The organism is Micromonospora sp. NPDC018662, assembly GCF_044391475.1.
Classification (GTDB): Bacteria; Actinomycetota; Actinomycetes; order Mycobacteriales; family Micromonosporaceae; genus Micromonospora.
The window spans coordinates 43,291-59,602 of record NZ_JBISAC010000012.1 but is presented as its reverse complement, the minus strand read 5'-3'; the positions used below and the strand labels follow the sequence as shown (position 1 = coordinate 59,602).

10 protein-coding genes are annotated in these 16,312 nt (G+C 73.5%); 4 read left to right on the top strand and 6 right to left on the bottom strand.

Going from position 1 to position 16,312, the window contains the following annotated elements; genetic code table 11:
* Positions 1–22 precede the first annotated feature (22 nt).
* The gene (locus tag ACH495_RS27115) at positions 23–1,813 is read left to right on the top strand and encodes an alpha/beta fold hydrolase (RefSeq protein ID WP_396860528.1); all 1,791 of its coding nucleotides are present in this window, start codon (positions 23–25) and stop codon (positions 1,811–1,813) included.
* 55 nt (positions 1,814–1,868) lie between these two features.
* Positions 1,869–2,594, top strand: a complete 726-nt coding sequence (locus ACH495_RS27110; protein ID WP_396860527.1) for a class I SAM-dependent methyltransferase — start codon at positions 1,869–1,871, stop codon at positions 2,592–2,594.
* A 123-nt stretch (positions 2,595–2,717) separates the two neighbouring features.
* On the opposite strand, the gene ACH495_RS27105 is transcribed toward ACH495_RS27110, so the two are convergent.
* A complete protein-coding gene (locus ACH495_RS27105; RefSeq protein ID WP_396860526.1) occupies positions 2,718–3,434 on the bottom strand; it encodes a PIG-L deacetylase family protein in 717 nt (238 codons plus the stop codon).
* A gap of 141 nt (positions 3,435–3,575) precedes the next feature.
* Here ACH495_RS27105 and ACH495_RS27100 point away from each other — a divergent pair, with 141 nt between their 5' ends.
* On the top strand, positions 3,576–3,995 hold the full coding sequence (locus ACH495_RS27100) for a DUF3224 domain-containing protein (RefSeq protein WP_396860525.1): 420 nt from the start codon (positions 3,576–3,578) through the stop codon (positions 3,993–3,995).
* A gap of 57 nt (positions 3,996–4,052) precedes the next feature.
* The gene (locus ACH495_RS27095) at positions 4,053–4,424 is read left to right on the top strand and encodes a VOC family protein (protein ID WP_396860524.1); all 372 of its coding nucleotides are present in this window, start codon (positions 4,053–4,055) and stop codon (positions 4,422–4,424) included.
* A gap of 66 nt (positions 4,425–4,490) precedes the next feature.
* Here ACH495_RS27095 and ACH495_RS27090 read toward each other — a convergent pair whose 3' ends face one another.
* From ACH495_RS27090 to ACH495_RS27070, 5 genes are all read right to left on the bottom strand, one after another.
* Complete coding sequence (locus tag ACH495_RS27090) at positions 4,491–5,405, bottom strand: DUF6039 family protein (protein ID WP_396860523.1); 915 nt, start codon at positions 5,403–5,405, stop codon at positions 4,491–4,493.
* Positions 5,406–5,422: 17 nt separating this feature from the next.
* On the bottom strand, positions 5,423–7,732 hold the full coding sequence (locus ACH495_RS27085) for a PfaD family polyunsaturated fatty acid/polyketide biosynthesis protein (protein ID WP_396860522.1): 2,310 nt from the start codon (positions 7,730–7,732) through the stop codon (positions 5,423–5,425).
* 7 nt (positions 7,733–7,739) lie between these two features.
* The gene (locus tag ACH495_RS27080; protein WP_396860521.1) at positions 7,740–8,654 is read right to left on the bottom strand and encodes a DUF6039 family protein; all 915 of its coding nucleotides are present in this window, start codon (positions 8,652–8,654) and stop codon (positions 7,740–7,742) included.
* A 140-nt stretch (positions 8,655–8,794) separates the two neighbouring features.
* Positions 8,795–10,237: an MDR family MFS transporter gene (locus ACH495_RS27075; RefSeq protein ID WP_396860520.1), complete on the bottom strand. Its 1,443-nt coding sequence runs from the start codon at positions 10,235–10,237 to the stop codon at positions 8,795–8,797.
* A gap of 33 nt (positions 10,238–10,270) precedes the next feature.
* The gene (locus ACH495_RS27070) at positions 10,271–16,294 is read right to left on the bottom strand and encodes a beta-ketoacyl synthase N-terminal-like domain-containing protein (protein ID WP_396860519.1); all 6,024 of its coding nucleotides are present in this window, start codon (positions 16,292–16,294) and stop codon (positions 10,271–10,273) included.
* Between the last annotated feature and the right edge of the window lie 18 nt (positions 16,295–16,312).

Here is a 16,312-nt window from a genome sequence, read left to right as displayed (position 1 = left end):
TCGACGGCGGAGGAGGAACGCCGTGCCCACCGAACTGATCGCCGGCCCGGCGCTGGCGCTGGCCCCGGACCTGGCCGCCCAGCTCGTGCGGTCCGGTTCCGACGTTGTGGTGGTGACGCAGCCAGGTGATCCCGGGGCACACCTCGTGCGGCACCGGGTGGAGCGGGCGCGGCCCGCCCGGGCCGGTCGGCTCACCTGCCTGACGGCGGATCCCGACACCGACCGGCTGCCGGTCTGGGGTGACCGGCTCTGGTGGCTCGATGACCCGGGCGGCCACTCACCCTCCCGGCGCAACCGGCGGGCCACGCGCCTGCTGGCGCGCCTGGACGCCTCGACCGGCTCCCGGCTGCGGCACATCACGCACGTGCTGCCGCACCCGTCCGGGGCGGGGGCGGCGGACGACCCTCTGCGGGCGCTCGCCCGCCGGCACGCCGTCCCGCTGCGCCGGGTACGGGTCCCGGCGGTGCTCTCCGGTGCCCCGGATCCCGGCGGGACCGGCCCGGACGCCGTGCTCGCGCTGCTCACCGAAGTCGAGGGCCGGCTGCGCCGGGCCGGCTGGACCGGCCCGTGGCCGGTCCCGACCGTCGACTGGCCCGGCGACGTTCCGCTGGCCGGCGCCGAGGCGGTGGCCGCCCGGCTGGTTGCCGTCGCGGCGGCCGACGGGACCGCACCGGACGGCGAGGAGGCCGTGCCGCCGGAGGTGGTGCTGCCCGGCGGCACGCTGTGGGAGCTGCTCGCCGAGGCGGTCGGCGGGCACGTCGATCCGGCAGCGCCCGAACCGGTCGACGCCCTGGTCCGGGGCCGGCTCCCCCGCCCGGGCACGTCGGTCGCGACGGCCGCAACCCGGGCACCCGACACCACCGGAACCCAACGGGCGCTGCGCGCGTCGGTGCACGCGATCCGCGAGCGGGAGCGGGACCGCCGCCGGGCCGCGCTCGCCATCGCGTCCCGGCTCCGGACGACCGAGCTGACGCGGCCGGACGGCGGCGTGCTCACCGTCCTGCGTCACGAACCGGCGTCGGCGAGTGCCTGCGGCCGGCCCCCGCTGGTGGTGGTCAACGCCTTGGGCCAGCCGGTGGACTGCTGGTTTCCGCTGCTGGCCGAACTTGCCCCGTATCGGCCGGTGCTGCTCTGGCAGGCCCGCGCCACCCGGCCGGACGGCCGACCGGTGCTCTTCGACGAGCAGGTCGCCGACCTCCGGTCGGTGCTGGAGTGGACCGGTTCGCGCCGCTGCCACCTGCTCGGCTGGTGCACCGGCGTGAAGGTCTCCTTCGCCGCGTGGGCCGACGGACCCGGACCGGTGGCGTCGATCGTCTCGCTCAACGCTTCCGTGAAGACCAGCGACACCGCCGAGGCGGACGACGTCGGCTATGAGCGAAACCTCGCCTCACTCGCCCGTACCGTGCAGACCCGGCCCGCCTGGGCGGCCCGGCTCAGCTCGATGTTCGCCCCGGACGCCGCCGACGACGAGACCCCCGCGGACGCCGGCGCCGCCCTTCTGACGACCGGCCCGGCGCTGCGCCGGTTGCTCGCGGCCCCGTTCGCCGAGGTCGGGCCGATGGTGACGTACTGCGCGCAGATGCTCGACTTCTGGCGGCGACCGGTGTGGCCGGGCGACGTCCCGGACCTGCCGGTGCTGGCTCTCAGCGCCCAGCACGACCACGTGGTCTCGAACGAGCGCGCCCGCCGCGTCCTGGCCGACCTGCCTCACCTGACCAGCGTCGAGATCGCCGGCGGGGGACATCAGTCCCTGGTCGACGACGCTCCGGTGATCGCCGAGCACATCGAGGAGTTCGTGATCTCTCATGACTGACAACCGGGGAACCCTGCGGACACGGCCGGACGGCGGCCCGAAATCGTTCGACCGGGTGGCGTCACGCTACGACGCCATGCGCGGCGGTGAGGAGCGAGGGCTGGCCTCGGCCCGCGGCATCTCGCCGCATCTGACCGACGGCGTGGTCCTGGAGGTGGGGGTCGGCACCGGGATCGTCGCCCTGGGCCTGCAACGGCTCGGCCATCAGGTACTCGGCGTCGACATCTCCGAGGCCATGCTCGAACAGGCCCACGAACGGCTGCCCGGCCGGGTGCAGCAGGCAGACGCCCGTAACCTGCCCTTCCCGGACGCCTGCGTGGCCAACGTGGTCTTCGTGCACACGCTGCACCTGATCGGGGACATGGACGCCGGTATCACCGAGGCGGCCCGGGTGCTGCGCGGCGGCGGACGACTGGTCGCGATCCACGGCATGCCCACCGCCGACCCGGATCCGATGGTGGACGCGCTGGCCCGGCTCTCCGTGCTGCAACCGCCGCGGCCGGACACCGCCGCGAACCTGGCCCGGATCGGCGCGGCTGCCGGGCTGGAGCCGGTCACCCACACCAGGGGCGGGGAGTACGACCAGCCCACCACCCCGACGGCTCTGATCCGCAGCATCGAGGACCGGGTGCCGCCGTACCTCTGGGACGTCGACGAGCTGGCCTGGAGCCGGGTGGTCGAGCCGGTGCTCGCCGAGCTGCGGGCGCTGCCTGACCAGGACGTGGCGCGGGTGCACCGCTGGCGCTCCGAGTGCACGGTGTTGGCCAAGCCGGCCGGCTGACCGGGGGTACCCAAAACACCGGAGCGGACCCTTCCGGGTCCGCTCCGTGCGTGTCCGGGACTCGCGTCCGACGCGTGCGGTGGCCCGGAGGCCCGCTTCGCCGTACGCCGGGAGAGCGCGGGCTCAGCGGGGAATCTCCTCGAAGGCGACCGCGTACCGGACGCCGGCCCGGGCGCCCACCCCACCGGCCATCGCGGCGAGCGGGCCGCGCACGTCGGCCACCGGCGGGTTGAGCCCCTCCAGGTACGCCTGGTGCGCCGCCAGCGACCGCACGGCCAGGTCGAACGTGTCGGTGATGTCCACCGCGTGGGTGGGCTGCGCGGAGTTGGCGATCACCACGTGCTTGATGCCGGTCCACGGCTCCGGACCGATGTCGGTGTGCACCCACCGGTTGCCGCAGTCGCCGACCGCGTCGAGCAACGCGCGTCCGGCCGCCCGGTGGTCCGGGTGGTTCCACCGACCGGACAGGTAGCGGTCGTGGTGGTTGAACCCGACCACGAGTTCGGGGCGGTGCCGGCGCAGGGCGCCGACCAGGGTGCGGCGCAGGTCCATGGTGGCCTCGATGGTGCCGTCGGCGTAGTCGAGAAACTCGACCTGCTCCACGCCCACGATCGCGGCGCTTTCCCGCTGTTCGCGTTCGCGGACCTTGGCGGCCTCCTCGGGAGGCATCCCGTCGATGCCGGCCTCGCCCCGGGTGAGCAGCAGGTACCGCACGGACTTGCCGGCAGCGGTCCAGGCCGCGACCGCGCCCGCGGCACCGAACTCGATGTCGTCCGGGTGCGGCACGACGACCAGAGCCGAGTTCCAGTCGGTGGTGAGGAAGGGGTACTGAGTGTCCATGAACCGAGGCTAGGGATGGTGGGGCCACGGCGGTGGTCACTAGTGAGCAGCCCGGCCGGACGAGCGGCGGCACACTCGGCAGGTACGCCGGGATGGGCCGGACCAGGCCCCGGCGCGAGGAGAACGTGGAGGGAGAGCAACATGACGCAGGCCGCGACCGGCACCCGTACCACCACGCTGACCTGGGAGCCGTGGCAGCCGGCCCCGTTCGTCGAGCCCAACGGCGGTCCGCTGTTGATGCGGGGCAGCGTGCGCAACCACTACACCGGCCGGCTTGAGGCGGTCGGCACCCTCGAGACGCTGGTGACGGTGCACCCGGACGGGCGTAGCCCGATGATCGGGCTGGAGCGGGTGGACGGCACCCTGGACGGCCGGCGCGGCACCTTCGTGGTGCGCCTGGACGGCGTGGTGGAGAACGGCACCGCGACGGCCACGCTGACGATCGTGTCGGGGTCGGGCACCGGCGAACTGGCCGGGATCAGCGGCTCCGCCACGTACGTCTGCCGCAATGTCGGCCCGGACGGGCACGCCGAGGTAACGCTGGACGTGCACCTCGGCTAATGTGTCAAAAGCCGCAATAATCGTCGGCGCCTCGCGCCCCGTCCTGAAAGGGTTGTCATGTCACGCCCGATTGGCACGCTCGCGGCGGTCTCGCTGGACTGCCCAGACCCGGCCGTTCTGGCCGAGTTCTACACTCGGCTGTTGGGCTGGGAAGTCGTCTTCAGCAGTGACGACTTCACCTACCTGGCAGGCAAGGACTTCCCGGTCCGGCTGAGCCTGCAACGCGTGCCCGACCACAAGCCGCCGTCCTGGCCGAGCTCGGACAAGCAGTTCCACCTGGATCTGTCGGTGGACAACCTGGACGACGCGGAGAAGGCCATCCTGGAGGCCGGTGGCAGCAAGCCGGAGTTCCAGCCCGGCGGCGACAAGTGGCGGGTTCTCCAGGACCCGGCGGGTCACCCGTTCTGCGTCACCACCTTCAAGGCCTGAGCACACCGCACAGCACACGAAACGGGCGCCGCGCGAGTCGCGGCGCCCGTACTTCGTTGCGGAGGTTCAGGTCCAGTTCTGCGGGGACAGCGCGCAGTCCCGCGTGCCGCCCTGCACGATCATCTGGTCCCACGAACCGCCACCCTTCTCCAGCGACACCCAGTCCTTCAGGAACGAGGCGCGCGGCGCGTCCGGGTCGGTCCGGGCGTCCAGGCCCATGAGTTCGTACATGACGTCGAGGCTGCGCAGGTGCACGAGGAAGTGCACCCGGTCCATGGTGCCGAACAGTTCTTCGTAGAGCAGCACGGTGGCGTGCCCGCGCATGTTCAGGTTCATCGTCTCCGCAATGGTCCGGGCGAACACCCGCGCCTCGGCCCGGTAGCGGTAGTCGAACTGCACGTGCCGCCACATCAGCGCACCGGCGGTCGAGGAGTCGAGAATCTGGTCGGCCGGCACCGCGGTCTGCGCGACGGCCGGCTGCACGTCGAAGACCGGCAGCCCGTCCCGCTCGACCAGAGGGGCCATCCGGGGGTCCGCCGCCATCGCCTCGGTGGCGGTGCCGAACATTCCGAACCGGTGCGGCAGCAGGGCGGTGTCGCGCACCCCACCGGGTACGAATAGCGCGTCCCACCGGGCCCGGTCACGACCGCTCACCGCGGCACCGAACAGGCCGTTGCTCACGTCGTGACCGCCCGGCGCGAGCAGAGCGTCGTAGTCCGACAGTGAGCGCAGGTGCAGCAGGACGTGGATCCGGTCACGGGTGCCGAAGGTCTCCTCGAAGACCATCGCGGTGGCCACGCCCGCCTCGTTGACGGCCGAGGTCATGTCCCGCAGGGCCGCGCGCGCGTCGGTGCCCCGACCCGCCGCGACCTGCGCGACGCGTTCGACGAGGACCCCGGCGTTGGCCGAGTGCAGAAGTCTGTCCGTGGGCTGCCCGGTCTGGTGCGCCGCGGTGACCGAGCGGGTGATCATACTGGTCATGCTCTCCTCCTGTCAGGTCATGCGGCGGACGGAACCAGTGCGGCCAGGCGCCGGCGCAGGACGGCCGCCGCGCCGTCCATCAGTCGCTGGTTGACCAGTTCGACGTGCCGGGCCCGCCAGTCCTGCAGGTCGGTGCCGGCCACGAACCGGTTGAAGGAGCCCATCGCGGGCCCGCAGTGGATCTGGTAGTCGACCCGGTGTGCCGGGTCGCCGGCCAGCGCGAGTCGGGTCGTGCGCGCCAGATACCACCGGAACACGAGGGCCATCCTGGTCTTGGGCTGCCGTTCCGCTCGCGCCACCACCTCGGGCCGCCCGGTACGCAGGTAGTAGGCGACCGTCTCGTCCCACACCTCCTCCAGGCTCCGGCCGAAGTAGCTCTTCTCCAGCGTCCGCCGGGTCGCGTCGTCCAGCTCGGCGAGGCTGCCGTACTGGCGGTAGAGCTGGTGCAGCTTGTTGGCCCGCGCGGCGAACAGGGTCCCTTTGCGAGCCACCTGCACCCGAGCGCCGAGTTCGAACATGTCGCCGGAGGGCGCGTATCCGGTGTCCTGCACGTCGAGCCGACTGAGCAGGTCCTTCACCTCGTCCGAGGTGCCGGCCTCCGGCGTGCACTGGTTGACCGAACCGGTGACGACGAAATCGGCGCCCAACACGAACGCGGCCGCCACCGCCTCGGGCGAGCCGAGCCCGCCGGACGCGCCGATCCGAACCGGGACCCGGTAGCCCCGCTCGGCCACCACGGTGTCGCGCAACACCGCCATGGCCGGCAGCAGGGCCCACGCCACGCCGCCGTCGGTGTGCCCACCGGAGTCGGCCTCCACCGCGATGTCCTGGCTCATGGGCACGTCCCGGCCCGCCCGCGCCTCCTGCTCGGTGAGCCGGCCGGTGCGCAGCAGCTCGTCGACGATCCGGGCCGGGGCCGGGCGCAGGAACTGCTCGGCCACCTCCGGGCGGGACACCTTGGCGATGATCCGGTGCGGGGTGACCGTACGCCCCGTGCCGTCGAGGTGGGCTCCGGACAGCCGGTACCGCACCAGGGCCGGGGTGATCTGCAGGAACGCCGCCGCCTCCACCACCCGGACGCCGTGCCGCAGGAAAAGGTCGACCATCGCGTCCTCGTGCCCGGGGTCGTCGACCTCGTGCAGCAGGTTCGCCCCGTAGGGCTGGTCCGGCCCGCATGAGGCGCCGAGCTCGATCAGCGCCTTCTCCACCTCGGCGAGAGTGAGCCCGCCGGTGCCGAAGAAGCCGAGCAGACCGTGCTCGGACAGCCGCCGCACCATCTCCACCGATGAGATCCCGCGGTACATGGAGCCCGCCACGCAGGCGAGCCGCACCCCGTGGTCGGCGCGGAATCCGGCCGAGCCGAGCAGCGCTGCCGGCTCGACGGACCCGACCGAGCGGAGCCGCGGCGTCGGCTGGACGGCCTCGACCGGGACGGCGGTCGCGGGCCGCAGCAGGGCTCGCGCCCGCGCCGGGTCGACCTGGTCCGGCTCGCGCGCCGCCTGCTTCCACAGGTCAGCCACCACCCGGGCGCCGCCGAGCTCGACGGCCTCGGTCACTCCACCGGCCCGCAGCAGGCTCATTGCCCGCCACCAGCGCACCGGCTCGGCCATCTGCCGCACGAGCAGGTCCGTGACCCGGCCCGGCGGGTACGGCTCGCCGGTCACGTTGGCGATCACCGGCCGGTCCGGGTCGCGCAGTCCGGCCGCCCGCAGGTCGGCCGCGAACCGCTCGGCGGCCGCCCGCATGTGCCGGGAGTGGAAGGCCCCGCTGACCCGCAGCGGGACCCGACGGGCACCAGGTACCGCGTCCACCACCGCGGCGACCCGCTCGATGTCGGCCGCCGCGCCGGAGAGCACGAGTTGCCGGGCCGCGTTGACGTTGGCCACGTCGACCGGGATGCCGCTGGCGGCCACCGCCCGTTCGACCTCGGACACCGGCGCGCCGACCACGGCGGTCATCGCTCCCCCGTCCGCCCGGGCCATCAGGTCGCCGCGCGCGGCGAGCAGGCGCAGGCCGGTGGCGAAGTCGAAGCAGCCCGCCGCGAACAGCGCGGCGAACTCCCCCACGCTGTGCCCGGCCAGCACGTCCGGTTCCGGGTCGCCGTCGGCCCGACGCGCGAGCACCTCGAGCGCGGCGACGAGGAACAGTGCCGGCTGGGCGTACCGGGTGCCGCGCAACCGGCCGTCGGGATCGTCCCGGCAGAGCGCCACCAGGTCATAGCCGAGAATGTCCCGGGCCTGCGCGCAGCGGTCGGGGTACCGGTCGAACAACTGCCGCCCCATTCCCCGCCGCTGCGCGCCCTGACCCGGGAACAGCCAGGCCAGCACGGGGCGCTCAGTCCTGCAGCTGGTAGGGCACCAGCAGGGTGTCGGTGATCCCGCCGTCGACGAAGGTCCGGGCCCAGGTGCCACCGCCCTTGCCCTTGGCTACGAACTGCTTGTCGTACAGGGCCGCGAAGTCCGGGTCCCGCTGCTCCAGCCGGCGCAGCGCCTCGTAGTCCTCGAACGACGCGAAGTGCACCAGCCAGTGGAGCTGGTCCATCACCCCGAAGGTCTCCTCGTAGAGGTAGGAGGTGCACCGGCCGGTCATCTTGCTGTTGACCAGGTCCTGCCAGGCGAAGGCGAAGTAGCGGGCCTCCTTGCGGAACTCGTGCTTGGCTGAGCCGACCCGGTGCACGACCAGGGGCGAGTTGGCCGAGTTCAGCTGCAGTTCGCGCGGCTGGGAGCTCTGCCGCCAGGCGGTCGGGACCCATGACTTGCTGTCGTGGTCCTCCTCATCGTGCTCGTCGTGGGCGCCGTGCTGCGGCACCAGGATCTTCTCCTGCATGCTGCCCTCGACCACCATCCGGCCCCAGGCGCCCCGGCCGTTGTCGTCCTCGACGATGTCGGACTCAAGCAGGTCGATCATCTTGGAGTCGTGGTCGACCATCTCGAGGCTGATCGCGTAGTCGTTCGGGGTGTTCCAGTTGATCAGCCAGTGCAGTTTGTCGCGGGCGCCGAACAGCTCCTCGTAGGCGAAGAACGACGCCCCGTTCAGATCGGAGTCGTTCATGTGCTTGATGACGTCGAAGAAGAACTTTCGGCCCTGCGTGCGGAACTCGTTCTTCAGCTGCACGTTGCGGGCGATGATGAACCCGGCGTTGCCGGAGTGCAGCACCCGGTCGGCCGGCACGGAGGTCTGGTGCGCAGCGGGCCGGATGGTGGCCGACGGGGCCGGCGAGGTTGCCGGCTGCTCGATCGACACGGTCATGACGGTTCCCTTTCTCGGCATGGCGTGGGTTGCTGCATGGCTGCGGCGAACACCGGCCGCCTCGTAGCCAACCGGTGTGCTCTCCAGCTTCGTCGAGCCGCCGCGGCCCGTCTGCGCACAAGTGAGCGGCTCGTGAGCGGCTAATCGCCGGCGGCTTCGGCAGCCGGCTGCGCCGGTGCACCTCCCGGCGCGGCCGGCCGGCGCATCTCCACCAGGAACATCGACACCACGGCGGCGAGCACGGCGAACGGCACCGCCACCAGGAAGACCGTGGACAATGCGTCGGCCATCCCGGACGCCACCCTGCTGCTCAACACGCTCCCGAGCAGGGCGGTGCCTACCACCGACCCCATCCGCTGGAGGAAGTTGACGCTGCCGGTGGCCGCACCGATGTCCTGCAACGGCACCGAGTTCTGCACCGCGGTGATCACCGGTTGCATGGTGAGGCCGACACCGGCGCCGAAGACCAGACCGGCCGCCCCGATGAACAGGTACGGCGTGCCGGTGCCGATCCGGGTCAGGGCAAGGGTGCCCAGCAGCACGAGAAACGCCCCGGTGACCACGAGCGGCTTGTACCGTCCGCGGGCGCTGATGAGCATGCCCGACCCCATCGAGGTGGCGACGATACCGAGCATCAGCGGCAGCATCGCCAGACCGGTCCGCGCCGCCGACATGCCCGCCACCTCCTGCAGATACACCGGCAGATAGACGACGCCGCTGAACATGGTGAAGCCGGACAAGAAGGCGAACACGCCGCCGACGCGTACCAGTGGGACGCGGAACAGCTGCGGCGGCAGGATCGGCTCGGGTGCCCGCGACTCGACGGCCAGCAACGCCACAGCGGCCACCACGAAGATGGCCAGCAGCGCCAGCGAGCCCGGCGCGGTCCAGCCGTGGGTACGGCCGGCCCAGTTCAGGTAGAGCAGCAGGGCGGTCACCGAGATCAGGATCAGCACCACCCCGGTGACGTCGATCCGATGGTCCCGCCGGGTCCGCGGGACCCGGACCGTGGTCCACACGGTGGCCAGCGAGACCAGGCCGACCGGCAGGTTAACGAAGAAGATCCACCGCCAGCCGAGGGAGTCGGCCAACCCGCCACCGAGCACCGGGCCACCCACACTGGCCAGGCCGAACACGGCGCCGAACGCGCCCTGGTAGCGGCCCCGGTCCGCGGGCGGCACGACAGCGCCGATGATGCTCAGCGCCAACGCGAACAGGCCGCCGCCGCCGAGCCCCTGCAGCGCACGGAAGGCGATCAGCTGCCCGATGCCCTGAGCCAGGCCGCACAGCAGCGAACCCGCCAGGAATACGCCGATCGCGGTGGCGAAGGTGCCGCGTGGGCCGTAGAGGTCGGCCAGCTTGCCCCACACCGGTGTGGTGGCCATCGAGGTCAGCAGGTACACGGTGACCACCCAGGGCAGGTCGTCGATGCCGCCGACGTCGGCGACCACCCGGGGCAGCGCCGTGCTGACGATGGTCTGGTCCAGTGCCGAGAGCAGCACACCGAGCAGTGCGCCGAGCACCACCAGCCGCACCTGCCGGGCGGGCAGGGCCGGCGGCGCAGCCTCGTTCACCGTGGTCATCTCCTCGTCCTCTCTGCGATGGCGTGGGTGCCGTCAACCCACGGCCAGGGGGGTCTGGCGGGACTGGCGGATCGTGAGATTCAACAACGAGGTACGCGGCGCGTCGGCTCCGGGCCGGTCGTGCCAGAGGCGCTCCCGTTGCCACACCCTGCGCGGCAGCGGACCGCGCCGCGGTGGATGTGCCCCGGTGTCCGGCGGCTGGGCCACCACGAGGTGGGCGTTGGTGCCGCCCAGCCCGAACGAGCTGACGCCGGCCACGCGCGGCCGGCCGGGATGCCACGCGGTCGGCTCCCGCACCGGGAAGAACGGCGAGGCGGCGAAGTCGAAGCGCGGGTTCGGCCGCGGGCAATGCAGGGTGGGCGGGATGACCCCACGCTCGACTGCCAGCACACTCTTGACGAGCCCGGCCATACCGGCGGCGTTGAGCAGGTGCCCGATTCCGCTCTTGACGCTGCCGACCGCGCAGGATCCGGACGCGACGCCCGCCTCGCCGAACACGTCGGTCAGCGCGCGCAGCTCGATGGGGTCACCGATGGGGGTGGCGGTGCCGTGCGCCTCGATCATGCCCACCTCGTCCGGCCGGCGCCCGGCCGCCCGCAGGGCCCGGCGCACCACGTCGGCCTGCGCGGCCGGATTCGGGGTGGTCACCCCCATCGTCTGCCCGTCGTTGTTCACCGCGCTGCCCTCGATCACCGCGTGGATCCGGTCGCCGTCGGCCAGCGCCCGCGCCAGCGGCTTGAGGAGAACGCCGACACAGCCCTCACCGGGGACGAACCCGTCGGCGGAGGCGTCGAAGGTGGCGCACCGGCCGGACGGGGAGATCGCCCGGGCGGCCGTGAACTCCAGGTAGGGTCGCTCGTCGAGCAGCACCTCGACGCCTGCGACGAAGGCGACGTCGGCGTCCCCGGCGAGCAGTCCACGCACGGCGGTGTGCACCGCGAGCAGTGCGGACGAGCAGGCGCTGTCGACCACCAGGGCCGGGCCGCGGAAGTCGTACCGCTGAGCCACCTGCGCCGCCATGAAGTTCGCGTCGGTCTGCAGCACCGCCGGGGACATCCCGGCCCGGGCCACGTAGCCGGTGACCCGGCCTCCGACCACAGTCGCCACCCGTCGCCCGGCCAGTTCCTCGGGCCGGTAGCCGGCGTCGTCCAGGCACTCGGCGGCGCTCTCCAGCACCAGCCGGATCGCCGGGTCGAGGTCGCGCGCTTCCTGAGCGGACATGCCGAAGTGCGCGGCGTCGAACTCCTCCAGCCCGTCGATGAAGCCGCCGGACCGCGAGATGCTCCGGCCGGGACCCCCGGCCGGGTCGTACAGCGTAGCGACGTCCCACCGCGACGGCGGCACCTCCCCGACCGCGGACCGGCCGGCGATCAGGTTCGCCCAGAACGTGTCCGGGTCGTCGGCGCCGGGCACCCGGACCGCGAGACCGATCACCGCAACCCGCCCGTCCGGGAGCGCGGCGGTCTCGACCGGCACCGCGACGGCGGGCGGTCGCTCCGGTTCGGCCTCCACCGGTCGCTCGGCGGGGGCGCCGATTCCCTCCCGAGCCAGGGCGGTCGCCAGCCGCCGTACGGTCGGGTTCTCGATCAACAGCGCCGGCTCAAGACTGCGCCCGGCGTGCTGCTCGACCCCGGCCAGGACATCGGCCAGCATGACCGACTCGATACCCAGGTCACCGAAATCCCGGTCGACGTCCAGATCGGCGGGGTCGTTGCCGGTGATGCGGGCGACGATCTCCACCAGCCATCGTGGCACCTCGTCGGTTCCCGTCCCCGCCGCGACGCGGAAGGCGGGTGGGGCGGCGGCTGCGGTGGGGGCGGCGGCTTCGACGGGCGAGCCGGGCAGGGCGGCGGCCCCGGTCGTGTTCGGACGGGTGGGTTCCGGTGCCTTCGCGGGTTCCGGCTCGTCCGGCCCGGCGAGCACCTTGGCCGGATCCACCGCGGCCCCGCCCACCCCGGGCAGCGGTACGACGGTAACCGGCCGGGGCAGCCCGGCCACCCGGTCGAGGACATCCAGCGCAGCCGCGTCGTCCAGCGCAGCCACGTCGATCCGATCGCCCACGTTCGGCCGGCCGGCCCCCTGTCCGCTCTGCGCCCACATCGGCCACGCGATGGTCCGGTTCGCCGAGCCGAAGCCACTGTCGGCCCCGCAGAGGTCCAGCGCCGCATTGGCAGCCGCGTAGTCGATCCCACCGCGGGCCAGCACCGGGCTGACCGCCGCGAGCGACGAGAACGCCACCGCGAAGTCGAGAGTGTCGGCCTTCAACGCCTGCGCCAGGGCCAGCCACGCGGTGAGCTTGGGCGCCGTCATCGCCCGCAACTCCAGCGCGCCCTGGTGCGCGAAGATCCGCGGTGCGCCGCCGGTGCGGCCGGCACAGTGGGCCAGGCCACGGATCGGGCCGTCGGCCCGCAGACCGTCGAGGAACACGGCCAGCCCGGCCGCGTCGTCGAGGGCGCCGGTGTGCACCCGCACGGATGCTCCTCGGCGGCGCAGGTCGTCGACCACCTCGGCGGCCCGCCGCGTCCGGTCGCCGCCGGCCACATGGTCGAGCGCCCGGACGCCGAGCAGGGCGACCCGGCGGGCGCCACGGTCGACCAGGTGCCGGGCGACCCGGGCACCGATGCCCCGCCCGGCCCCGGTGACCAGATACCAGGCGTGCGGATCCAGCGCAACGGCCCGTGGGGCCTCGACCGGTGCCAGGCGCATCACCTGGAGCCGTCCGGCCCGGACTCGGGCACGGGAAGCCTCGGCCGTCCATGCCGCCGCCAGCGTGGCCGCCCGCGCCTCGTCCACGTCCACCGTGGTGGTACGCAGTCCACGCTGGTCGGCGGCCACGGTGGCCACCACGGCGGCGAACTGGACGGCATCCTCGTGCGCGCCGTCCAGACCGCGCGTGACGTGCAGAACCCGTAGGACCCGTCCCCGGCGGTGCAGCATGAGCTGCTGGAGCATCGCGATGCGGGGCAGCAGGCTGCCGGACGCCGGGCGGTCGGCGAGGTCGCAGAGGTCGAGCAGGCCGTCCACGCCGGCGTGCTCGGCGAGCAGCCGGCCCGCGGCCCGCACCGCCCCGGCGTGGTCGTCGACCACCGCCAGGTCACTGACCGGTCCGTCGGGGCGAGAGGCGTCGCCCCACCGGATCGGCAGCAGCTCGCCACAGGTTCGAGCCCGGACCAGCTCGGCCACCAGCGCCTCGGCGGACGGCGGATAGACACAGATGGTGACGCCGGGCCGCGGCACGCTGGTGTCGGTCACCGGACCGGCGTCCGCGTAGACCTGCTCGTAGAGGGGCACGCCGGCCACCGGTGTGTCGGGCAGCCAGCAGCGGACCCGCGCGAAAGGGTAGCTCGGCAGTGGCACGAGACGCCGCGTGCCAGGCTGGTGCAGCGCATGCCAGTCCACGTCCGCCCCGCCCACCCAGCGGCGAGCCAGGTCGGTCAGGTGTTCCCGGCCGGCCGCGCCGTGCGGGGCCCCCGGCTCGGTCCCACCCCGCCCGGCGGTGCCGGAGAACGCCCGGCCGGGAGACCCGTCGATCCGTGCCCGCAGTTCCCGGCGCAGCTCGTCGAGGTCGTCCACGACGAAGGCCACCCGCTCGCGCAGCGGCTCGCGACCCAGCTGGGTGGTGTACGCCAGGTCGGCGAGCGCGGTCGCGTCCGTCGCCTGATCGGCCCGCAGCAGGGCGGCGGCCACCTCGGCCGGTCCGGCCCCCAGGGGTATGTCGAGGCCGGCCGGCACGGTGCCGGCCGCCAGGGAGCGCAGCGCGGCGAGGACCCGGGCACCGGGCTCGGGCCGGGCAGCGACGTCGTCCTCCAGGTGGCGCAGCAGGCGCTTCTCACACTCGGCCAGCCGATCACGGTCGGCGGCGGAGAGCACGACCACCTGCGGGCCGGGCGGCACCGACGGCCGGACGGCCGGGACGGGCGGCTCCTCGACGACGACATGGGCGATCATGCCGCCGGCACCGAACGAGCTGACGCCGGCCCGCCGTGGTCCCCCACCCGCCGGCTCGGGCCACGGCTCGGCGGCGCGCTGTACCCGGAACGGGACCGCGTCCCAGTCGATACGGTGGTTGAGCGGGTCGGCGTGCAACGAGGGGACCAGCGTCCGGTGCCGCATCTGCAGCAGCACCTTGGTCAGCCCGGCGATCCCGGCGGCCGCCTCGACGTGGCCGATGTTCGACTTGACCGCTCCGATCGGTACCGATCCCGGGGCGAGGCCCAGGTCCCCGTACGCGTGCAGCAGGCCCTCGATCTCGACCGGGTCGCCGAGCGCGGTGCCGGCGCCGTGCGCCTCGATGTAGCCGATGCTCGTCGCCGGCGTGCCCCCGTCGGCCAGTGCGGCCCGGATCAGCTCGCCCTGCCGGGTCGGGTTCGGCACGATCCAGCCGGACGTCCGGCCCATGTGCAGGGTCGCCGTGCCGCGGATGACACCGTGCACCGGGTCACCGTCGGCGAGTGCCCGCGCCAGCGGCTTGAGCACGACGACGCCCACCCCCTCGGACGGCACGAACCCGTCGCCCCCGGCGCCGAAGCTGCGGCAGCGCCGCCCGGACGCGGTCAGCCTCATCCGCTCCTGCTGGATGAACTTGTTCGGGTGCAGCGACAGGTTGACCGCGCCGGCGATCGCGACCTCGCACTCGCCGTGCCGCAGGGCGCGTACCGCCAGGTCGATGGCGACCAGCGAGGAGGAGCACAGGGTGTCCACGGTGAGGCTCGGCCCGACGAGGTCGAGATGGAACGACACCCGGTTGGCGATGCCGCCGATCGCCGAGCCGGTGTCGGTGGGTTCGCCACGCAGGGTCCGCTCGACGCCGAAGAAGGGGTACTCGTTGTACATCGAGCCGGCGAACACGCCGACCCGACCGCCGTGCCGGTCGCGCAGCCGGGATCGGGGATGCCCGGCGTCATCGAGCGCCTCCCAGACGCACTCGAGGAACAGGCGCTCCTGTGGGTCCATCCGGGACGCGTCGCGGGGGGTGATGCCGAACAGGCCCGGGTCGAAGTGGGCCACGTCGTCGAGGAAGCCGCCCCACATCCGCTCGGCCCCCCAGGCCGGGTGGCCGCGGTCGGCCGGCGCCTGCCGTACGGCGTCGTGTCCGTCGAGCAGGTTCCGCCAGAAGGTGTCCAGGTCCGGGGCGTCCGGGTAACGACCGGCCAGGCCGATCACGGCGACGGCGCCGCGGTCGGCGTGCGCGCCGAGGGCGCCGCGGTCGGCGTGCGCGGCGACCGCCGGCGCGGGCGCGACCGCCGGGACCGCGGCGGGCGGTTCCGGCTCGGTCGACCACGGGCCGGGCAGCCGGCTCAGATCGTCGGCGACACCGCCGAGCGTCGCGTTGCGGAAGAACAGGGTGGGCGGCAGGCCCGGCCCGGTGAGTTCGGCGAGCCGGCCGTTCAGTTCGACGATCTGGGCCGAGGTGAGCCCGTAGCGGTCGGTCGGCACATCCGCGCGCAGGTCACCGACGGCGAAGCCGGACACCTCCGCGTACAGGTTGAGCAGCAGGTCGAGTGCCCGCTGCCGGGCCGCCGGGTGCCCGGCGGGCTGCGGCGACAGACCCGCCACGAGGGGCGTGACAGGCTGGGGCGACGCGCCGGCCGCCGGGGTCACCACGGGCTCCGGCGACGGATCCGGCACCGCGTCCGGGGCACCGCCGGGCACCGGCACCGGCAGTGTCAGCCGGCGAGCGCCCGGCGCTTCCAGGCCGGACCAGTCGATCTCCACACCGGTCAGCCACCGCCGTACCGCCTCGGCCGCGTCGTCGGGCGTCTCCGGCGGGGTGTCGACCCGATCCACCCTGGCCCGGCGGACACCGGGCTGGTCACGGCCCGCGGCGATCGCGTCCAGACCGGCCAGGATGTCGTCGAGGCCGCCGGCGTCGATCACCGCCCGCCAGCGGCGTGCCTCCCGCCCGACGCGCAGCGTGTACGCCACGTCGGCCGGTTCCTCGGGTGCGGCCCGCAGGTGCTCGGCGAGGTCGGCGGCGTACTCGCGCAGCCCTTCCTCGCTGTCCGCGGACAGCGGCACGTACTCGGCTCCGGACCGGTTCACCTGTTGGTACGACATGATCGCCCTCCCACTGGG